Below are 20,127 nucleotides of genomic sequence, written 5' to 3'. Positions count from 1 at the left end.
GGCTGCACTGACGCCATCGCAGCCTCGCTGAAGCTCGACAGCTCCCACACTTTCGGGCTCATGCCAGCACCTGGCGCATGCGGATCAAGGTGTGTTCGGGGCTGCTGGGCTCGTCGGCGTTCTGGCGCAGGAAGGCTTCGATTGCAGCGTGGCGGCTGATCGCTTCGTCGGCCAACGGGTCGCTCCCGGCGGAGTACTCGCCGACGCGGATCAGCATTTCAATTTCGCCGTAGCGCGCCATCAGTTCACGGATGCGCATCGCCAGGCGCTTGTGTTCGTCACCGGCGACCTGCTCCATCAAGCGGCTGCGACTGCGCAGCACGTCCACCGCCGGGAAGTAGTTGCGCTGGGCCAGTTCGGCGCTCAGGGCAATGTGCCCGTCGAGGATCGAGCGCGCTTCCTCGGCCACCGGGTCGCTGGCGGCATCGCCTTCGGTAAGCACGGTGTACAGCGCAGTGATGCTGCCACCGGGGCCCGGGCCGGCGCGCTCCAGCAGCTTGGGCAAGGTGGCAAAAAACGACGGCGGATAACCGCGACGGGTCGGCGGTTCACCCACCGCCAGGCCGATCTCGCGCTGGGCCCGGGCGAACCGTGTAAGGCTATCCATCAGCAGCAGCACGTTGCGACCCTGGTCGCGGTGGTACTCGGCCAAAGTGGTGGCGACAAATGCCGCCCGCACCCGCTCGGCGGCAGGACGATCAGAAGTGGCGACGACGGCGACGGTACGTGCACGGGCCTGGGCGTCCAGTTGCACGTCCAGCAGTTCGCGCACTTCCCTGCCCCGCTCGCCGATCAGGCCGATCACAATCACGTCGGCCTCGCTGTTGCGGATGATGCTCGCCAGCAACGAGGATTTGCCCACCCCGGGTTCGCCGAAGATGCCCATGCGCTGGCCCTGGGCGAGGGTCAGCAAGCCGTCGATGGAGCGAATGCCCAATGCCATGGAGCGCACGATCAGTTGCCGGGAGAACGGCGCCGGTGGCTCGGCATGCAAAGGGTAAGTCTGCAAGTTCAGGGTCGGCGGTATGCCGTCGCCGTCGAGAAACTCGCCCATGGGGCTGATCACCCGCCCCAGTTGCGCGTCCCCCACCGCCACGCCGAGGCTTTCACCGGTGGCGATGATCTGCGTGCGGGTCGACAGGCCCTCCATGGACCCGATGGGCGACAGGATCGCTTCGTCACCGTCAAAACCGATCACTTCGGCACTCAGGCTGCGGCCGCTGACCGGGTCCCGCAGATGGCACAGCTCGCCGATGCTCGCGCCCGCGACACTGGCCCGCAACAACACCCCACGAATACTCAGTACGGTGCCTTGCATCGGGCGCAAGCGGGCCTGTGAAAGGCGCTCGGTCAAGCGTGGCAGCAAGTGATTGAGGTTCATGCAACGCCCTCTTCGGCAAAGGGCAACAGGCTGCGGCGCAGTGTTTGCAGTTGCGCCTCCAGCCCCAGCTCAACCGAACCCGCCGGGCTGCTCAGGCGGGCCTGGCCCGCGCTCAATTGCGCATCGGCTTCTACCGCTATGCCGTCCTTGAGCAACTGTTGACGCAAGGCATTCACTTCCGCAGACGGCACCCACAAGGTCAAGGCCTGTCCCTGGCGAAACGCACTCAAGGCCTGGCGCGTGCAACGCACCACGCGGTCGGTGTCGTCCAGTTCGCCGAGCACTTCACGCACGATGCCCAGGGCCAGGTCCGCCAGCGACGCTTCAAGCCCGGCCAGGTAATGCTGGACCTGGAACTGGGTTTCCAGCAGCAACTGCGCGACCTGCTCCGCGCCTTCCCGGCGCGCGCTTTCAAACCCTTCGGCGCGGGCGGTGTGCAGCCACTGGTCGCTGTCAGCCTTGATCTGCTCGGCGTGGTCCCTGGCGGCTTGCACAAAGGCAAAACCATCGGTCCACAACGCCGCCTCCTCGGCACGCAGGATCCGCGCGGCGGGACGGCTGGGTAATTCACTCATGGGCAAGTTCCTCGGCGAGCAACCGGGCGGCGACGGTCTGGACAATTTCCAGGTCGCGGGGCAAGCGCCCGCTGTAACCCTTGGGCGCCGCAAACCGCAGTTGCAGCCAGCCTTGCAACTCGGCGGGCTGGGCTTGCAGCCAGGCGGCGACGCAGGTGAGGCCATCGCGGTCGATGGCATCGATCAATTCGGCGGGCTCGCGCAACAGGTCGGCCGCGCCACCCAACTGCCGGTTCGCCAGGGCCAGGGCAAAGGCTTCCTGGCCGAGGCCTTCACGCAGTTCATTGACCACCTCGCGGCGGATCTCCCGGCTCAGGGTCGAGCCATGCCAGATCGCCCCGCACAGCCTGGGCAGGCGCTCGAATTGCGCCGGGTTCAGCAACAGCACCGGCAAATCGGCGGCCGGTGGCGTGACCAGATGCGCCAGCGGCGCCAACTGATAATGACTCGCCAGCAACTGCTCCAGCCGCGAGCGAAAACGCGGTTGCACATGCAGGGCTTGCAGCACCTCGACCGGCAGGCCTTCGCCGAAACACTCGCCGAGGCTTTGCTCGCGCACAAACTGCAACGGCTGGGCGATCAGGCCCTGCCAACGCTCAAACAGGCTCATTCACCCTCCTTGAGCACATACAACGCCTGGGACTGGCGCCGCGCCCATTGCTGGCGGGCCAACACGCCACAGGCGCCGAGGGCCAGCAGCAGCAAACCACCGAACAGCAATCGCGCCTGGTTGAGGTTGTCTTCCAGCAGCCACAAGCCCATGAAGCGCGCCAGCCGCGGTTGTGCCGGGTTCTGGCTGATGGACACCGCGGCCTTGATCGCCGTCACCGACACGCCGTCGTAGCTCAGGCCGGAAATGCCGTTGGCCACCAGGGTCTTGATCTGCGGGATCAGCGTATTGATGTCGGTGCCCGGATCGTAGCGCACCAGCACCGAGGCCGACGACGGCGAGATCACGCGCTTGAGCAGGTCATTGTCCGGCAGCACCACGTGCACCCGTGCCGAGACGATGCCGTCGATCTGCGACACCGAGTGGGACAGTTCTTCGCTCAAGGCGTAGATCATCTGTGCCCGCTCCTGCACCGGCGACGACACCAGGCCGTTGCCCTTGAAGACCTCGCCCATATTGGAAAAGCTCTGCTGGGGCAGGCCGGCGTTGTCCAGCAGGGTCATGGCTTCGGCGAAGCGCTGTTCGTCGACCACCACTTTCAACTGGCCGTTGTCCTGCACCTTGCGCGTGGCCGGGATGCCGTCGCGCAGCAGCACCGCGACCATGGCGTTGGCATCGCGCTCGCTGAGGTTGGTGTAGAGGTCCATGTCGCAGGCCTGCAACAGGCTGGCGAGCACGCTGATCAGCAGCAGGCGCAGGGCACGATTCGGGCTTGGCATGGCGTTATTGACCCTTGAGCAGCGTGTTGGCGGAACCGGAAATCTGCGTCGCACCACGCACCACCATCTGGGTTTCGATGGAGTAGTCGAACATCTTGCCCAGTGAATGGACGATCTGGTCGACCTGCTGCTCGGCGACTTTCTTGCCCGGCTCTGCCGTGGGTGAGGCACCCGAGGTGCGGATGTCCGCAGCGGCCACTTGGGGTGGCGCCGACGGGTTATTGGTGAGCACATCGGCGCGCTCGGAAAAGGTCCGGGAGCGGTCGATAAAACTGTTCAGGCGCTCCATCAGGCCCGAGCCGATCTGATGGGGGCTGGCGCCCTCGGGCATACCCTTGGCCGTATTGGCCATGTGCTCGAACAGATTCTGCGAGGCCCCCGCGGGCCCCGCGCCGACGGACGGCGGCAAGGCCGCGGCGCCGGCTGCGAGACTGATGGTCATGGCTGCGCCCTACTCTTCGTCGTCATCGGACAGGGCGTCATTCAGCATTTCCTGCGCCTTGGGCATGATGATGAATTGACCGCCGATGGTGACCGCCTGGGTGATCAGGGCATCGGTGAATTCGGCGTCGGTCATCTCCGGTTTGTCGGCGCTCTTGGCGTTATCCACCGCGGCGTTGAACTTGGCTTCAGGGCTCGCGCCACCGGGGGCGAGGTTGCTGTCTACGGCGGTTACGGACATGGTCATGCTCCTTTGCTGGGGTTGGGGTGAATCAGGGGGTTTCGGTGCTCACCTGGGCGCCGCGAAATACCCGCACGCCGTGCTCGCGTGCAACAACGGGCGCGGCGGCCTTGGGTTGCAGGTGATCCACATGCTGCTGGACCAGCGCCAGGTACGGCGGCGGCCCGGAAACGAAGACTTCATCGCCCTCGGGGCCGTTGCGCATCGACAACTGCTGGCCGAACACATCGAGGTTGTTCAAATAGGCTTGCAACTGGTCCAGGTTCAGGGCGCTGGCCTTGAACAGCCTGGTGCTGATTTCGTCGCTGGCGTTGAGGTACAGCAGGTTGCCGTCGAAGTACCAGGTCAGGCCGTTGGTGCTGCACAGCGTCTGCAGGAACTCCCCGGCGGTGGCCGCGCGCACGGTGCTGCGGGCCTTGCCGCGAACCTTGTCGGAGAGCACCAGCGGGATGTCGAGGTTGTGGCCGAACTCTTCGAGGGCGGCGCGCACGTCCTGGTCCACCAGCACGTAGGCGTAGGGTTTGGCGAACCATTCCGGCTCTTCGTCGGCGTGGGCGATCGAGGTGCCAAACAGCACCGACAGACATAGGAGCGCCATGGAAAATATGCTTACATGGCGTCCGCCTTCGCCCAACGAGTTGTGACGATGACCAAACACTTTTTGCTTGCCGGCAGCCTGTTGCTGGCCGCCTGTTCCAGCCCTGCCCCGAGCGATTCCGACCGTTCGGTAAAGCTGGCCAACGACCTGAACAAACGTGGCGACTACGCCAGCGCGGCGGCGCTGTATGAACATGCGGCCCAGCAACCGGGCGCCGGCATCGACCTGTGGCTCAAACTCGGCCAGGCACGGCTCGACGGCAACGATGCGGCCGGTGCCGAGCGCGCCTTCCAGCAAGCCCTCGGCCTTCAGGCCCACAACGCCGACGCCTTGCTGGGGCTGGGCACCGCACAACTGCGACTGGGCAGAACCCAACGCGCCGTGACGGCCCTGGGGCAAGCTGCAGAGGCCAGCCAAACGCCGGTCGCCTACACCCGGTTGGGCATCGCTCAAGTGCTGAATGGCCAGGCCGTCGCGGCACAAACCGCCTTCGCCAAAAGCCTGAGCCTGCAACCCGACGACCTCGACAGCCGCTGCAACCTGGCGCTGGCCTATGCCCTTGGCGGCCAGGCGCAGCAGGCGCTGGACACCATCGCCCCGGTCACCCAATCGCCCCGCGCGTTGCCACGGCATCAGCGTAATGAGTTGTTGGTGCTGGTGTTGGCGGGTTACGAACAACGAGTGGCCAGCTTGCCACTGGACGACATTCCGGCGGCTGAGCGAGTACGGCTGGTTGCCGAAGCCAATCGCATCAAAGCCATCAGCGACCCGGTTGCGCAGGCGCGGGAGTTGGGGTTGGTGGATACGCACTAAACCCAACAGCTTTTGATCTTGCTGTTGCACTGCTTTTGACGTTGCTTTTGATCTATCAGGCCCCGTCAACCACGATGGCCGCAAGCAGGCACGGTGGAGCGGGTAAATCGGCAGGGATGCCGATTTAGCCGCGACGGGCCAGGGACGGGCCGTCGCGGCGGCCCGCGGAATCGGGCCGGAGTGCGGGCATGCCGAGCCTGGGCGAGGCACCGAGTGGTGGGGCAAAGACCTTTTGGTTACTTTTGGGGCGTTTGCCAAAAGTGACCCGCTGTAAGAGCGGAACCCTAAGTGGCCGTTACCGCAGGAATGGATATGTACTCGGTCTGCTTCAAGAAACTCACCGACCGTTAGGCCGCTTTCGCGAGCAAGCCCGCTCCCACATTTGGATTGTGGTGTGACAGATAAATCTCCTTGGCCTGGAATACCGTTATCGCAGGCAAGCCAGCTCCCACATTTGGATGGCGGTGTGACAGACAGATCTCCTTGGTCTGGAATACCGTTATCGCTGGCAAGCCAGCTCCTACAGGGGGAATGCGTACGCAGGGTCATTGCTGTGCTCCCGGTGCGCCAGCCTTGGCCTCTTGCTGAGCCTGCCGCCGCTGCAACTGCTCCCGATCAAACCCCTCGATATACACCTGCGCCGCCCGCCCAACCGGCGCGGCCATCGCAGGCCCCGTCGCCCGCCCCTGATTCAAATCCTGACGCTGCTCCACCATCTGCATCAAATTCAAATTGTTCGCACAACCCAACGGCAAGGTCGCCTTGAAATCCTCATCCAGCCCGATCTCATCCTTGGCCGGCGGCTGCTGGCACTGGCTCGGCAACCCGTCCGCCTGATACTGCGGCGAGTAATACACCGGCGCCAAATGCGTCTTGCAACCCATCACCAACAGGGGCAAACACATCAACAAACGCGAAACTTTCATGCCATGCCCCCTCATCAATTCATGTAGAACCCAAACGCCCCACCACTGCGCGGCCCCGCCGCTGCGGCGGTGGCAGGCTGCGCATCCAGCGGCGTGGCCAGGGTGCGACTGCGCACCGGTTCCACCAGGTACGGCGTGATCAAAATCACCAACTCGGTTTCGTTACGCTGAAAACGCTTGGAGCGAAACAGGTTGCCCAGGATCGGCAAGTCGCCCAGCAACGGCAGCTTCTCGATGTCCTGGCTGCTCTCGCGCTGGAACAACCCGGCAATCGCAAACGTCTGCCCGCTGCCCACTTCCACCCGTGTATCGGCGCGGCGCACGCTGAACGACGGCACATGGAAATTGCCGAAATCCACCGTGCCGCCACTCACCACACTGCTGACCTCGGGACGCACTTGCAGGGCGATACGGCCGTTGGGCAGCAGGGTCGGGTTGAACAGCAGCGACACGCCGAACGACTTGTATTCGATCCCCACCAGGTCCCGGTTCACCGGCACCGGAATCGCCACTTCGCCGCCCGCCAGGAAGCTCGCGGTCTGCCCGGTCATGGCGGTGATGTTCGGCTCGGCCAGGATTTGCAGGATGCCGTTGGCCTGCAACGCGTCGAGCATGCCGTCGATATTGGTATTGCCCGAGCCGCTGCCCGCTGCCGCCAGGCCGCCGGCAGTCGCGGCTGCCAGCGGCCCGCCGGTAATCAGGCCGAAGGAGAAGGTGCCGTTGCTGAACATGGCGTTCCAGTTCACGCCGTAGTGCAGCAGTTCCGAGCGCGACACTTCAGCGAAGCGCACCCGCAGATTGACCTGGGCCGCACCAGCATATTCGGTGGTGTTGACCGCGCTCTGAAAACCCTGGCCTTGAGGGTTGAGCAACGCATTCAAGTCCGTCGCTTCGCCCACCGAACGCACCGTGCCCCTGGCGATCAAGCGGTTACCGGCACCGCTGATCTGCGCGCCATTGCCGGGATGCAATTCCTGCATCGGCGCGGTCACCGCCTGGGTCGCGCTGCTGACCGCCAGGCTCAGGCTGGCGAGCTGTTTGCCGTCACTGCCAAGGGCAATCAGGCTGGTATTGCCCGGCGCCTTGCCGAAGATATAGATCACCCCCGGCGACACCACTTGCAGGTCGGCAATCCCCGGCTCGGCCACCAGCACCGACTCCACCGGCGCCACAAAATGCAGGATCCGGCCTTCACCGGAGGCCAGGCTGATGGAGCCCTGGGCACCGTTGGCGATGTCCTGGGCATTGCAAAAAAACGAGACCAACGTCAGCAACAACAGACAAAAACGGATCATGAGGCAGACGCCAGGGAAGTGACGGAAGCCGCGGCAGGTGCACGGCGGTTGGAGATATCGGTGAGGCTGATGGTCACCAGGGCTTGCAGGTTGTATTCAGTGGCCAGCTCGCGAAACGACAACACCGCCAGCTCCAGTTCACCGCGCAGCACCAGGCGCCGCAGGCTGCGGCGCAGCTCCGGGTGCACCAGCAACACCGCGCTGTTGGCTTCGGTAGTTTTGTCGCAGGCCTGGCGCAACTGGGCGAGCAAGGCGCGGTTGACCTCCTCGGGGATCACTTCGCGGCTGGGTTCCTGGCGACGCAGGGATGCGCGCAGTTGGTCTTCCAAACCCGGCGCCAATACCAACGCGCCAATCACCCGATTACGATCGGCGTATTGATGGCTGATCTGCCGTGCCAACGCGGCCCGCAGGTGTTCGGCCAGGCGGCTGGCGTCGGTTTCGCGGGCGCCCCACTCCACCATGGCTTCCAGCAGGGCTCGCTGATTGCGGATCGACACACCCTCGCCCACCAGCAGGCGCAGGGTTTCGGCCACCCGCTGCAACGGCACCAGGCGCAGGGCTTCCTTGACCAGTTCGCCGTAGGTGGCTTCGGTGCGTTCGAGCAGCAGGCGGGTTTCCTGGATCCCGAGAAAGTCCGCGGCATAGCGGCGCAGGCTGCGTTCCAGCACGCCGCGCAGCACTTCGTCCGGCAGCAGGAAACCGATGCCGGCGTTGCGCAAGGCGTCTTCGTGCTGGCGTTCGATCCAGTGCGCGGCACGGCCATTAAGCGGTGAATCGGCTTGCAGGGTAGCGATGTCCAGCAGTTGCACGTGCACCGGATCGTCCTGCAACAGCAGGCAGTTGACCGGCATCTCGCCCTCGCTCACCGGCACGCCTTCCAGGGACACCCGGAAACTGCCCGGTGTGGCCTTGGCGTCCATGTGCACGCCCGGCACCGGCACGTCGACGCCGAGGTCGCTGCGAATGTCGTGGCACAGCGCTTCAATGCGCTGGGTCAGCAACTGGCGCGGTGCGCTGAGGGCCAGGGCGCTGCCGAGGGTCAGCAATACGCGGGTGTCGGGGGCCACGCCGTACTCCTGCTCGGCCGGCGCTTCTACTACCGGCTCCAGGGTTTCGATCAGCACTTCAGGCTCCACCTGGTTTTCCCGGGTATGGCGGCGGTACATCACGAACGCCGCGCCACCAAACACCAGCGACAAACCGAGGAACACCCAGGTCGGAAAGCCCGGGATCACACTGACGCCGACCATGATCAACGCCGTCAAACCGAGGGCTCGATAACTGGCGCCCAACTGCTTGAGAATCTCGCTGCCAAGGTCGCCCGCCTCACCGTCGCTGTTGACCCGTGTGACCACGGTGCCCGCCGCCACGGAGATCAACAGCGCCGGGATCTGTGCGATCAAACCGTCGCCCACGGTCAGCAGCGAATAGGTGTGCACCGCTGCGCCGAAGGCCATGTCGCGCTCGATCATGCCGATCAGCATGCCGCCCAGCAGGTTGACCGCGAGGATCACCAACCCGGCAATCGCATCGCCCTTGACGAACTTCATCGCCCCGTCCATCGCGCCGAACATCTGGCTCTCACGCTCCAGGCGCGAACGCCGGCGGCGGGCTTCGGCCTGGTCGATATCGCCGTTGCGCAGGTCGTTGTCGATGCTCATCTGTTTGCCGGGCATCGCATCCAGGGTGAACCGCGCCGCCACTTCCGCGACCCGTTCGGCGCCCTTGGTAATCACCACGAATTGCGCCACGGTGATGATCAGGAACACCACCATGCCCACCACCACCTGGCCGGCAATCACGAAGTCACCGAAGGCCTTAACGATATGCCCGGCGTCGCCGTGCAGCAGAATCAAACGGGTGGTGGTGATGGACAGCGACAGGCGAAACAGGGTGCTGAGCAGGATCAGCGGCGGCAGCGCCGAGAACTCCACCGAGTGACCGATGTAGAAGGCCACGATCAGGATCAGGATGCTCAGGGCAATGTTCAGTCCGATCAGCATGTCCACCAGGTAGGTGGGCAACGGGATGATCATCATCACGATCGCCATCAGCATGAACGCGACGATGATCACGTCGGTGCGCTGGGCGGCCATGCGCGCGATGCCGTTCAGGCGATTGAGCAGGTTCATGGCGCCACTCTCCGTGCGGCCAGGTAGCGTTTGAAGCACTGGCGTGCCTCGTCCTTGCGTTCGCCGTACCACAGCGCTCGGGCGCGCAGCAGCAACAGGCTGGCGGACTCGCCTTCCAGCGCCACCAGGCGGTCCAGGGCCGAAAGTGCGCGGGTGGCGTCACCGCTGTCGGTGAACGCCAGCACCAGCGAACGCAGCAACAGGCCGTCGTCGGGCGCCACGCTCACGGCAATCAGCAGCATCACCAGAGCACGCTGTGACTGCCCGTTGCGCCGGTACAGCTCGCCAATGCCCTTGAGCAATTGCACCGCATCGTTGTTATCCCGGGACATCAGGCCTGGACCTCCGAGCGTTGTTGTTCGAGGGTGCGGCGCATCTCGATTTCCTCGCTGATCAGGTCGTGGGCCAGTGCCTTGATCTCCGGCTCGGCGTCGAGGTTCGGCAACAGGTGCTGCATCACGTGTTCCAGCAGCTCCAGGGAGCGCGCGCTGCCGAACAGCAGCGAGTCGACGCCGGCGGCGCTGGTGAGTTCTTCCAGGTCGCTGCGCAGGGAGCGCCGGGACTGGACCTTGCGGGTTTTCAGCACTGCTTCGAAGGCAGTGGCCTGGCGCGAGTTGACCGGGCGAATCGCCTCGACCGGTGCGCTGCGCACATCACTGGGAATCAACGGACGCGGTTCGACTTTCATCCCGGGGCCTTAGCTGAAAAAAGCAGCGTCATAAGGTGAAGGTGAAGCGCTCTTCGCCACGGGCGAGGATCACCTGATTGTTCTCGATGCGGTCCAGCACCCAGTTGTCGGCCAGGGCCGCGCCGGGGTACAGGCGCTTGCCGCTGTCGTTGATCACGTAGGGATTGGCGCCGAACCACACCGCTTGAAAGCGCACCCGTGGCCGGGCCGCATCCGCGCGCACCGCGACCCGTGGGTTGAGCACGATCTGCTGGCCGTAACGCTGGTCGAAGGCTTGTTGCAGGGCGACCCACTGGGGCTTTTGTGCCCGTTCGAAGGAGCCGCTGGCATTGAGTTGGCCGTCGGTATCACTGACCTTCACCGCGTCCAGGTGGGCGGCCTGCAGTTGCCCTTCGAACCAGGCCTTGGCCTCGGCGCGGGATGGCTTGGCCACGGTTTTTTCGGCGACGGGCATTGCAGCCTGGGCCTGAGGCGGGTCGTTGCGAAAAGCCAGGGCGCCGGCGCAGACAAACAGCAAGGCGGTGGCGATGATCCAAGGGGTAAAAGTGCGTGTCGCCGCAGGTGGTTTTTCCGGGCTGCCCGGCAGCGCCAGGCTCACACCCGCCGTGCCGATACGCAGTTGCAGCGGCAGCCGCGCGCGATGGCCGCTGCCCTGGGGAATGCGGATATCACCGGCAGTGCCGGTGATCAGTACCTCACCGCCGAGGGCTTCGACGGCCACCTGCGCACCTTCAAAACGCAGGCGCAGGTGCAACTCGGCAATCCCGGGATCGCTGAGCTGAAGGTCGGCAGCCAGCGCGGCGCCAAGGGTGTAGACCGGCTGGTCGAGCATCAGGGAACTGCCCTGGTGCAAACCGTGGGTCACAAGCAGGGTCGGCGCGCCGTTCACGGCGGGCAGGCCCAGGGAAATCAAGGCTGTCATGGTTGGGTTTGCCCCCTTGAGAATCACAGGCCGCAACGGCACCTGTGCCGATCAACAACGGTGCAACGGGGTAAGGCAGGTATGCGGGCAGCGCCGGCGCTGCCCGCAAGGCGAATCAGTTCTGCGGACGCTGTTTGGTGGCGTCGAGCTCTGCTTTTTTCGCGGTGCTGATCTCGGTGATCTTGGCCGACTTCTCAATAGCCATGTTGAAAGTTGCTTCCATCTTCGCGATAGCGTCGTCGGCGCCGCCTGCACTTACTGGTGGAGTAGTAGCCATGTTCAATCTCCTTGCATCGATAGGGAAGTTAAGCCGCATGCAAACCGAACCGAACTCCCAGCGTCAGACAGTGAGTTGGCAATGCAGCTGTCGGTTTGCATGGGACCCATACTACTCACGAATAAAACGCCTTCGCTGTGAAAGCTTGTGAAACGTTCACCGCAGGCGCTGTGAAAAATCCGGCTCAACACGCCGTTGAGCCAATCTCATCGCCGCGCAGGTGCGGAACTTTTATTGAAAAACCGATACACACCACACCCCAATGATTACGGGGCTTGCGCCATCTAAAATGAACGTTATTGAACAATTCGATGCCGTTAAGCGCCACGCAAATCCGTTGATCGCCCATTATTATTCGGAAAATAAGCCGACAACTTCACACTTTTAACTAATAGCCATTTGCCCAACTTTGCAGATATTGCCATTTGTAACAAAAGCGACTTGATCATCGCGTTTGATAGCTCGGCGCGGGCTCGTTCAATAACACTTCGTAACTTTCGCCCGCCCAAGTTAGTGCACTTGCACTAAATGCCGACTTATATAAAACAACTTCCAGGTGATCTATGACTGCGATCCCGAATGGCCTTGATCCTGCCGATAACAAGGGCCCGGATGGTTCCCGGAGCACGTTTGAAAAAGCCCTGTTCACCGCCGTCGACAAGCCCGTATTCGACCCCTCGAAAATCCGCGGCCCCTCGATCCCTCTGCCCTACCAGAATGTGCAGGCACCGGTGAACAACAGCATCACCTACACCCCGCTGGGCAGCGACAAGCCGGTGACCCTCAAGCAAATCGACAACCCCCGGCTGTTTGAGCAACTGGTGAACCAGTACAACGCCCAGCAAAGCGACGCGACCCTTGAAAAGAACCTGGCCGACAGCAAAAGCGCCGGCTACAAGGAGGCCGACGCCAGCACCGTGGCGCCGGGGCTGGGCAACTACAAGGCGATCGGCAGCACCACCGAACTGGGCCCGGGGCTGATCCGCTACGAGACCAGTGCCGGCGACAAAATCGTGGTCAGCCAGAAGGAGACGCCTGCGCTGTTTGCCCAGGTCAGCGGTGACTCGGCCAAGCTGTTCGCGATCAACGCCAGCCAGGCCGAGGGCTATCGCCTGGCCGGCCCCACCGAAACCATGGACCCGGCGGCTAATATCGGTCCGCCCGAGGAAGTCGGGCCGGGGTTGATTCGCTACACCACCGCCTCCGGCGACAAGGTGATCGTGTCCCAGGACATCACCCCGGCGCTGTACGACCAGGTGGCCAAGCTGTACGCCGGCAGTACTGGTGCGGCCGGCGCCTCGGACACCTCCTGGATCGACACCTCGTCGTTCGGCGTATCCGGCGCCAAGGACTGGGACACCATCACCGGCAACACCAGCGGCACGCCGACCAAGGAAGAATTGGACCTGAACCGGCCCAAGGCGGCCGCCCAATTACTCTCGCAAAACTGGGACGCCTGGGGCCTGCACGGCGCGCCGATCGACTTCGCCAACCCGCCCACCACCCTGCCGCCGGAAGCCCAGGCCGTGCTCAAGTACGTGGCCAGCAGCCCGAGCCTGATGGCCGCGCTGGACACCGGCGGGCGCGGCAAGGCCGACAATGTGATCACCCATTCGGATGTCGACCACTTCATCGACAACGCCGGCAAGGACCTCGGCGCCGCGTCGAAATCCTATGGCAGTTTCCTCGGCAGCCACCCGGGCGACCTGGCCAAGGCCAACGCCAAGTCGGCGGCGATCCTGATGGCCAACGAGAGCCTGGCCGCTGGCGCAGGCTCCGCGATGCGCCCCGGTGACGCCAACCAGCGCAGCAACGACGGCATGCTGCGCAGCGACAACCTGGAAGCGTTGGGCAGCGATTCGGCCCTGAGTACCGAGCTGACCGGCGCGGCGGCGATGTGGTCCAAACCCGGGATGTTCCACGCCCTGGAAACCGGCGGCGACAACCCGGCCACCGGTAAGTCGGATGGCATCGGCACCCGCGACAACATCGGCGCCTGGCTGGAAAAACAGGCACCGAAAACCGACAGCGACACCCTGACCTTCCTCGACGGCGCCGCCACCCGTGACGCCGTCGCCGGCGTCGACACCTCGGGCCTGACCGCCGATATCCTGGCCAACCCGCAGAACTACAGTGGCGAGCAAAAAGCCGCGGTGCTGGTGCAACTGACCGATGCGCAAACCCGCCTGCTGGTGAGCGATTACGTGCCCCACGCCGGCCTGATGGACAAGTACACCTCGCCCAACTACGGCCTCAACCCCAACGAAGACAAGATCAAGGCGCAGCTGCAAAGCGGCATCGAAACCCTCTCGGCCGACCCGGACGTGCAAGGCTTCCTGCAAAACAACCGCGGCCCGGCACTGGCCGACATCGTCGACAGCAACCCGAGCCTGAAAGTCGCGATGCAGGACTACTACACCAATAGCATCGAGACCGGAAAAAACCTCAACGACAACCTCAATGCCAAGGACCAGAACGGCAAGCAGATCGACATGGGCATAGGCCTGCAAAACGCCGCCAACGATACGACCATCGCCAACCTGGCGCTGGGGGGCAACGGCCATGTGGACCTCACCGGCATCGCGGACAAGGCTGGGCAAAGCGACAACATCCAGCAGTACTACAAGAACGAACTGGTGACCGGCAAAGCCTTCACCGACGCGGTGGCCGGCGGAATGGACCCGACCGTCGCCGCCAGCAGCTTCGCCGCCAGCACCGCCTCGGCCCAGGCCTTCCTGGGGGGCAAGGCATCGGCGGAAGACGCCGCCACCTTGCAGGTGAATTTCAACGAAGCCCTCGGCGATGCGCTGCTCGGCGGTGCGACCACCGACACCCTGAACATCACCCTCGGGGACGGCAAGGGCAACTTCGACGAAGCCAAGGTGACTGCTGCGATCAACGACGCCCAGCAGAAAGACCCCGAGATGTTCGTCACCTCCGACGGCGGCAAGATCGACCCGGCGCAAGTGGTGTCAATGCTGCGCTCGGTATGGGACATCGGGCGCCAGGGCAACAAGATTGCCGATGCACTGCCCAAGGCTATCGAAGGCATGAAGTTCGGCGACGTCAGCCCGGCGTTCAAGCAAGGCCTGTTGCACATCGGCAGCGCCGTGCTGATGAGCGGCGTGCTGATGGCCCGCTCGGCCAGCGGCAGCAACACGCCCATCGCCGATGCCAACCGGGTATCCGCCGGGCTGCAATTTGCCGGGTTGTTGATGGAAGGCGGCACCAAATACGCCAAGGAAGCCGGATATGGCATCACCTGGGTCAACCGCCCGGACGGCGGCACCATTGGCGATTTCCCCGGCAAGGTGCCGGTGGGCAAGGGCCCGCTCAGCCCGCAGCAAATCGCCAATCTGGGCGCGGCCGGCAAGATCATCGGCTCGGCGGGCGGGATTATCGGCGGCGTGATCGGGGTGATTGGCGGTGTCGACTCGCTGAAAAAAGGTGACTACCTGAGCGGCAGTTTCTCCGTCGCCACGGGCGTGCTCGGCACGGGTGCGGCGGTGGCCGGGCTGGTGGAAGCCGGGGCCGGGTTGTACGGCGCCACGGAAATCGGCGCGGTGGCGGGGACGATCAGCGGCATCCTCGGCGGAGCTACGGCGATCCTGGGCGGGATCGGCAGCGCCTTCCTGCCCTTTGCCCTGGCGGATGCCCATGGCAAGGCGCAGGACGCGTTCTACGGTCAGCTTGCACCGGTGCTCAAGCAATACGGTTTGACCGGCGGCCCGACAGAACCCGGGGATTACCCGGAAGACCCGATCCCGGCGATCAACACCTGACCCTCCCTTGCAGCCCTGCGCGAAAGGGAGGTGCGCGGGGCTGTGTCTTGAACATGCACAAAGGTTAATCACATGACGTATTCACAACGCAGACACCAGGAAGACAGCGGCGCTTTTGAAATTCACTTCGGCCCTTATCAACTGCTGCCCAGACGTCATCTGCTGCTGAAAAACGGTGAGCCGGTGAGTTTGGGCAACCGCGCCCTGACCTTGCTGATTGCCCTCGCCTCACGGCCTGGGGAGTTGCTGGAGAAAACCCAATTGCTGGACATTGCCTGGCCACGGCTGGTGGTGGAGGAATGCAACCTGCGGGCGCAGATCAAGGCGATCCGCCGGGCGTTGGGGGATGAAGATTCGGCGTATATCGCCACGGCGACGGGCCAGGGGTATCGGTTTGTCGCGACTACCTGGGTGGAGCGTGGGGCGGTGAAAAAGCCTGTGGTGTTGGGGGTTTATAGCTGTCGCCGGTGTTTGGGTGGTGAGGTGGCGCCGGTGCGCGGGGGGTTGCTGGAGAGGCTTAATAGCTGAGCCTTGGTGATTTGGATCGGGGGGGGGGGCATATCCGTTGCTTCGGTCAGGGCCGCTATTGGTTCCGCTCTTACAGCGGCTCACTTTTGAAGAGCGCAAAAGTAAGCAAAACGCTCTTGCCCCACCACTCGGCACCTCGCCTAGGCTCGGTGTGCCCTCAGCTCCGGCATTACTCCGCGGGCCGCCGCGACGGGGCGTCCCTGCCCCGTCGCGGCTAAACCGGCGTCCTGCCGGTTTACCCGCTCCGTACTACCTGCGTTCGGCCAGCGTGGTTTAACGGGGCGCCTAAGATCAAGATCAAAAGCAGATCAACAGCACAGCGGCCTGAAAGCCGACCTGAGTGTGGTGAAGCAAAGGCAAGATCAACATCTGAAGCGAGCACGTTCTACTGTAGGAGCTGGCTTGCCGGCGATGGCATCAACTGGACGTATCTGATGCACCGAGTCGCCTGCATCGCCGGCAAGCCAGCTCCTACAGAAAAGCAGCTTTTGCCTTTGCTTCACCACACTCAGGTCGGCTTTCAGGCCGCCGTGCTGTTGATCTTGATCTTGCTTTTGATCTGACTTCCCCATTCAGCCCGAGGCCGAACGCAGGGATTGAGGAGCGGGTAGAGTGTGGTGAAGCAAAGGCAAAATCAAAATCTAAAGCGACCACGGTCCACTGTAGGAGCTGGCTTGCCGGCGATGGCATCAACTGGGTGTACCTGATGCACCGAGTTGCCTGCATCGCCGGCAAGCCAGCTCCTACAGAAAAGCAGCTTTTGCCTTTGCTTCACCACACTCAGGTCGGCTTTCAGGCCGCCGTGCTGTTGATCTTGATCTTGATCTTGCTTTTGATCTGACTGCCCCATTCAGCCCGAGGCCGAACGCAGGGATTGAGGAGCGGGTAAACCGGCAGGACGCCGGTTTAGCCGCGACGGGGCAGGGACGCCCCGTCGCGGCGGCCCGCGGAGCAATGCCGGAGTGAGGGAACACCGAGCCTAGGCGAGGTGCCGACAGGCGGGGCAGAGCGTTTTGGTTACTTTTGCGCTTTTCAAAAGTGACCCGCTGTAAGAGCGGAACCATAAGCCGCCGTTACCGCAGCAACGGATATGTACTCAACCCAAAAAAACCAAACCCAAATCTACCCGCCCATCGCGCACAGGCGGGCACCAATAATACCCCCCAGTCAACGGCTTGCTGATGCGATACAACCCATCAACAATCCCATCCTCAAGCCCACTCATCCGCCGCAACTGCGCTTCAAACGCATCAAACGAATGCCCAAACGCCAGGAACATCAACCCCGCCTGCCCATTCTCGGCCCAAGGCATCGACCGACGCACCACAAACGCCTCCGGACTAAAACTCTCCTGGGCCGTACGCTTGGTGTGCGCCGACTCCGGCGCATCCTCCAGCTCCTCGTTATCACCATGACGCCGACCAATAATGTGATCCCGCTCCACCGCCGGCAAAGCAGCAAACCCATCCAGGTCATGCTGCCACTGCTGGATCGCCGCAAAGCTCGCCCCACCCGGCGCCACCGCCGCATCCACCGCCGCATCATCATGCGGATTCTCGGTGCCATCCTCATAGTCAGTCAGGTCAAACCCGGTCTTGTAGCGAAAACCCTCGGTCATCTGCACCAGACCAAACCCCGGCGCCAGAGCCTTCTCAAACGCCCGGCTGCGCAACAGCAACTCACCGCGATCCACACCGTGCAACCAGACCCACAGCGCCTGCTGGGTCGACGGATTCTCCGCCCCCGGCCCGCTCACATGAGGGAACGCCCGCAGCCCTTCAATCCGGGCACCCAAGGCGTTGACCAGCGGCTCACCGAAACCAACCACTGCATTGGCGTCCACCAAGTGCACCAGCGCATCCAGTGCAGCAGGCACAGCGTCCACGGACTCAATGGCAAAAAACAGATGGCGTGCCTGCAACGGCACCGGTGCGGCAAGAATGCCCGGCTGGTACTGACTCATGTGAACTCCTTCAAGAAAGCCGCGCAGTTTACCCGGCCAGTGCCGGGTTGTGCTCAAGGTTTTCCAGGCTTCGCGGGTCGAGGTTCAACTGTGCCTTGAGTTGCGCCCAGCCTTTGGGCGTGACCAGCACCGCCCGGGAGTTTTTCGAGCGGCGCAGCCAGTCGGCCTCGCACAGCGCGTTGAGCAGTTGTACCCCCAGCGGGCCGGCCAGGTGATGGGTGCGCTCGGTCCAGTCCAGGCACTGCTGCGCCAGGCCCTGGCGCGAGGGTTTGAGCGCCGCCAGGTCGATGCCCAGCGCGGCAAACCACTGCGCCCCTGCCGGCAGCAGTTCGTAGCGTTTGTCCTCCACGGCCAGGAGGTACCCGCAGTGTTCCAGGGCCTGGGTGATGGCGACGCCCATTTGCCCGGCCAGGTGGTTGTAGCAGCAGCGCGCAAACCGCAGTCCCTGGGCCTGGCGTGCCAGGGGTTTGGCCGGCACCGGGGTGATCACGCTGAGGTACTCGATGGCCCGCGCCACATGGGCGCCGGCCAGACGGTAATAACGGTGACGGCCCTGGGTTTCACAGGTCAGCAAGCCACCGGCCAACAGTTTGGCCAAGTGGGTGCTGGCGGTCTGCGGCGTGACGGCGGCAGCATGGGCCAGTTCGCCGGCTGGGAGCGCGCGGCCGTCGAACAGTGCGAGCAGGATCGCAGCGCGGGCCGGCTCGGCGATCAGCGCGGCGACATCGGAAAAGTTGGCAGCAAGGGGCATGGCAGGTCTCCAGCAGGACCGCGCCAGTATAGGCGCAGCGAACGACGCCATGCTTCGATCACCGTCGAAACATCGGCACCGGCGCCCGCGCTAGATTCGCCGCCTGGTTCTTCAAGGATGATCGCAATGCCCTCTCCTCTTCTTGCACAACGCCGGGTACTGGCCGCCACCAGCCTCAGTTATGTGCTGGTGATTCTCGACACTTCCATCGTCAATGTCGCCCTGGAGCGCATCGCCGACACACTGCACACCGGCATCAGCGGGCTGCAATGGGTGGTCAGCGCCTACACCCTGAGTTTTGCCAGCCTGCTGCTCAGTGGCGGCGCATTGGGGGATCGCTTTGGTGCCCGCCGGCTTTATCTGGTGGGCCTGGTGGTGTTTACCCTGGCCTCGTTGCTGTGCGGCGTGTCCGGCGACTGGATGACGCTGGTGGCGGCGCGGGTACTGCAAGGGGTTGGCGCAGCGCTGTTGGTGCCCGGCTCACTGACGCTGATCAACCAAGCCTTTGCCAACGATCCGGCCGGACGTGCGACGGCCATCGGCGTATGGGCGAGTTGCGGCGGTATCGCCATGGCAGCCGGCCCGTTGGTGGGCGGCGTGCTGATCGAGCTGTTTGGCTGGCGCAGTATTTTCCTCGCCAACCTGCCGCTGGGGCTGATTGCGATTGGCTTGAGCGCCCGGCTCAACGCCAGCGAGCGCTCGCCAAGGGCGCTGGATGTGCGCGGGCAATTGAGCGCGATCCTGGCGCTGGCGACCTTGATTGGCGTGCTGATCGAAGGCCCGGTTCGCGGCTGGTTCTCCACGCCAATTCTGTTGGCCGGCCTGCTGAGCGTGGCGGCCTGGGGCACCTTCATCCGGATTGAAATTCGCCACGCCCAGCCGATGCTACCGCTCAAGCTGTTCGCTAATCCGGTGTTCAGCGCCTGTGTGGCGGTGTCGCTGATCTCGGCGTTGATGCTCTACGGCCTGGTATTTCTGCTGAGCCTGTATTTCCAGCGGGTGCTGGGTTACTCACCATTATGGACGGGCCTGGCGTTCCTGCCGCTGACCGCACTGGTGAGCCTGGGCAGCCTGGTCGCCGGCCGACTGGTCAAGGCCTGGGGCAGCGAACGGTTGATCGGTGTGGCACTGCTTTTATACCTGGCGGGTTTCGGCCCGCTGTTGCTCTATGGCCCCACCACGTCCTACCTGTGGATCGCCCTGCCGATGCCGGTGATCGGCCTGGCCGCCGGGTTGATCACCCCCGCTGCCACCAGCGCCTTGATGGGCACTGTGGACAAGCACCGCGCCGGTATCGCCGCCGGCACCCTCAACGCCGCCCGACAGGTGGGCGCGGCGCTCGGGGTGGCGCTGTTCGGTGGCTTGTTGGCGGGCCACATCCGGGCGTAATGCGTCTAGCCCTTGCCACACGGGGCGTTGATG

Annotated in this window: 22 protein-coding genes; 6 read left to right on the top strand and 16 right to left on the bottom strand. The window is 63.9% G+C overall.

Annotation, left to right across the window (positions count from 1 at the left end; all coding sequences use genetic code 11):
- Nucleotides 1-58 precede the first annotated feature (58 nt).
- From V3W39_RS20560 to V3W39_RS20530, 7 genes are read right to left on the bottom strand one after another with little or no spacing between them, the layout of a single operon-like run.
- Nucleotides 59-1,381, bottom strand: a complete 1,323-nt coding sequence (locus V3W39_RS20560) for a FliI/YscN family ATPase (protein ID WP_330213222.1) — start codon at nucleotides 1,379-1,381, stop codon at nucleotides 59-61.
- Nucleotides 1,378-1,956, bottom strand: coding sequence for a FliH/SctL family protein (locus V3W39_RS20555; RefSeq protein WP_330213221.1), 579 nt, complete (start codon nucleotides 1,954-1,956; stop codon nucleotides 1,378-1,380). The genes V3W39_RS20560 and V3W39_RS20555 overlap by 4 nt, the downstream gene beginning before the upstream one ends.
- On the bottom strand, nucleotides 1,949-2,566 hold the full coding sequence (locus V3W39_RS20550) for a type III secretion protein (RefSeq protein ID WP_177048577.1): 618 nt from the start codon (nucleotides 2,564-2,566) through the stop codon (nucleotides 1,949-1,951). Before V3W39_RS20550 ends, V3W39_RS20555 begins: the two co-directional genes overlap by 8 nt.
- Nucleotides 2,563-3,345, bottom strand: a complete 783-nt coding sequence (gene sctJ / locus V3W39_RS20545) for a type III secretion system inner membrane ring lipoprotein SctJ (RefSeq protein ID WP_330213220.1) — start codon at nucleotides 3,343-3,345, stop codon at nucleotides 2,563-2,565. Before sctJ ends, V3W39_RS20550 begins: the two co-directional genes overlap by 4 nt.
- A gap of 4 nt (nucleotides 3,346-3,349) precedes the next feature.
- Nucleotides 3,350-3,787: a hypothetical protein gene (locus V3W39_RS20540; RefSeq protein ID WP_330213219.1), complete on the bottom strand. Its 438-nt coding sequence runs from the start codon at nucleotides 3,785-3,787 to the stop codon at nucleotides 3,350-3,352.
- A 9-nt stretch (nucleotides 3,788-3,796) separates the two neighbouring features.
- Nucleotides 3,797-4,027, bottom strand: a complete 231-nt coding sequence (locus V3W39_RS20535) for a hypothetical protein (protein ID WP_177048583.1) — start codon at nucleotides 4,025-4,027, stop codon at nucleotides 3,797-3,799.
- 31 nt (nucleotides 4,028-4,058) lie between these two features.
- Nucleotides 4,059-4,625 carry a type III secretion protein gene (locus V3W39_RS20530; protein ID WP_177048585.1) on the bottom strand — a complete coding sequence of 189 codons (567 nt, stop codon included), beginning with the start codon at nucleotides 4,623-4,625 and terminating at the stop codon, nucleotides 4,059-4,061.
- Nucleotides 4,626-4,673: 48 nt separating this feature from the next.
- Between V3W39_RS20530 and V3W39_RS20525 the strand changes: the two genes are divergently transcribed.
- Nucleotides 4,674-5,438: a tetratricopeptide repeat protein gene (locus V3W39_RS20525; RefSeq protein WP_330213218.1), complete on the top strand. Its 765-nt coding sequence runs from the start codon at nucleotides 4,674-4,676 to the stop codon at nucleotides 5,436-5,438.
- Between the two features lie 545 nt (nucleotides 5,439-5,983).
- Here the strand turns inward: V3W39_RS20525 and V3W39_RS20520 are convergent.
- The 7 genes from V3W39_RS20520 to V3W39_RS20490 form a co-directional block, all read right to left on the bottom strand.
- A complete protein-coding gene (locus V3W39_RS20520) occupies nucleotides 5,984-6,364 on the bottom strand; it encodes a hypothetical protein (protein ID WP_177116252.1) in 381 nt (126 codons plus the stop codon).
- Nucleotides 6,365-6,378: 14 nt separating this feature from the next.
- On the bottom strand, nucleotides 6,379-7,659 hold the full coding sequence (locus V3W39_RS20515; RefSeq protein ID WP_177122132.1) for a type II and III secretion system protein family protein: 1,281 nt from the start codon (nucleotides 7,657-7,659) through the stop codon (nucleotides 6,379-6,381).
- On the bottom strand, nucleotides 7,656-9,794 hold the full coding sequence (gene sctV / locus V3W39_RS20510) for a type III secretion system export apparatus subunit SctV (protein ID WP_330213217.1): 2,139 nt from the start codon (nucleotides 9,792-9,794) through the stop codon (nucleotides 7,656-7,658). The genes V3W39_RS20515 and sctV overlap by 4 nt, the downstream gene beginning before the upstream one ends.
- Complete coding sequence (locus tag V3W39_RS20505) at nucleotides 9,791-10,126, bottom strand: tetratricopeptide repeat protein (RefSeq protein WP_371132102.1); 336 nt, start codon at nucleotides 10,124-10,126, stop codon at nucleotides 9,791-9,793. The genes sctV and V3W39_RS20505 overlap by 4 nt, the downstream gene beginning before the upstream one ends.
- Entirely contained in the window at nucleotides 10,126-10,482 is a 357-nt protein-coding gene (locus V3W39_RS20500) for a hypothetical protein (RefSeq protein ID WP_177080035.1), read from the bottom strand. The genes V3W39_RS20505 and V3W39_RS20500 overlap by 1 nt, the downstream gene beginning before the upstream one ends.
- A gap of 28 nt (nucleotides 10,483-10,510) precedes the next feature.
- Complete coding sequence (locus V3W39_RS20495) at nucleotides 10,511-11,404, bottom strand: SctD/MshK family protein (protein WP_259199702.1); 894 nt, start codon at nucleotides 11,402-11,404, stop codon at nucleotides 10,511-10,513.
- Nucleotides 11,405-11,519: 115 nt separating this feature from the next.
- A complete protein-coding gene (locus V3W39_RS20490) occupies nucleotides 11,520-11,681 on the bottom strand; it encodes a hypothetical protein (RefSeq protein WP_003207273.1) in 162 nt (53 codons plus the stop codon).
- A gap of 563 nt (nucleotides 11,682-12,244) precedes the next feature.
- Between V3W39_RS20490 and V3W39_RS20485 the strand changes: the two genes are divergently transcribed.
- The 4 genes from V3W39_RS20485 (at nucleotide 12,245) to V3W39_RS20470 (ending at nucleotide 16,832) form a co-directional block, all read left to right on the top strand.
- Entirely contained in the window at nucleotides 12,245-15,463 is a 3,219-nt protein-coding gene (locus V3W39_RS20485) for a type III effector HrpK domain-containing protein (RefSeq protein ID WP_330213216.1), read from the top strand.
- Nucleotides 15,464-15,535: 72 nt separating this feature from the next.
- Nucleotides 15,536-15,991, top strand: coding sequence for a winged helix-turn-helix domain-containing protein (locus V3W39_RS20480; protein WP_177080036.1), 456 nt, complete (start codon nucleotides 15,536-15,538; stop codon nucleotides 15,989-15,991).
- A gap of 434 nt (nucleotides 15,992-16,425) precedes the next feature.
- Entirely contained in the window at nucleotides 16,426-16,554 is a 129-nt protein-coding gene (locus V3W39_RS20475) for a hypothetical protein (protein WP_330213215.1), read from the top strand.
- 143 nt (nucleotides 16,555-16,697) lie between these two features.
- Entirely contained in the window at nucleotides 16,698-16,832 is a 135-nt protein-coding gene (locus V3W39_RS20470) for a hypothetical protein (protein WP_330213214.1), read from the top strand.
- Between the two features lie 255 nt (nucleotides 16,833-17,087).
- On the opposite strand, the gene V3W39_RS20465 is transcribed toward V3W39_RS20470, so the two are convergent.
- Both V3W39_RS20465 and V3W39_RS20460 read right to left on the bottom strand, forming a co-directional pair.
- Nucleotides 17,088-17,954 (bottom strand): Dyp-type peroxidase, encoded by an 867-nt coding sequence (locus V3W39_RS20465; protein ID WP_177048062.1) that lies wholly within the window; start codon nucleotides 17,952-17,954, stop codon nucleotides 17,088-17,090.
- A 28-nt stretch (nucleotides 17,955-17,982) separates the two neighbouring features.
- A complete protein-coding gene (locus tag V3W39_RS20460) occupies nucleotides 17,983-18,705 on the bottom strand; it encodes an ArsR/SmtB family transcription factor (protein ID WP_177112698.1) in 723 nt (240 codons plus the stop codon).
- A gap of 126 nt (nucleotides 18,706-18,831) precedes the next feature.
- Between V3W39_RS20460 and V3W39_RS20455 the strand changes: the two genes are divergently transcribed.
- The gene (locus V3W39_RS20455; RefSeq protein WP_330213213.1) at nucleotides 18,832-20,094 is read left to right on the top strand and encodes an MFS transporter; all 1,263 of its coding nucleotides are present in this window, start codon (nucleotides 18,832-18,834) and stop codon (nucleotides 20,092-20,094) included.
- Nucleotides 20,095-20,127 lie beyond the last annotated feature (33 nt).

The organism is Pseudomonas sp. Z18(2022) (assembly GCF_036346535.1).
In the GTDB taxonomy this organism is placed as follows: Bacteria; Pseudomonadota; Gammaproteobacteria; order Pseudomonadales; family Pseudomonadaceae; genus Aquipseudomonas; species Aquipseudomonas yamanorum_A.
The sequence above is the reverse complement of the archived record's forward strand: the minus strand, read 5'-3'. Positions and strand labels throughout refer to the sequence as shown.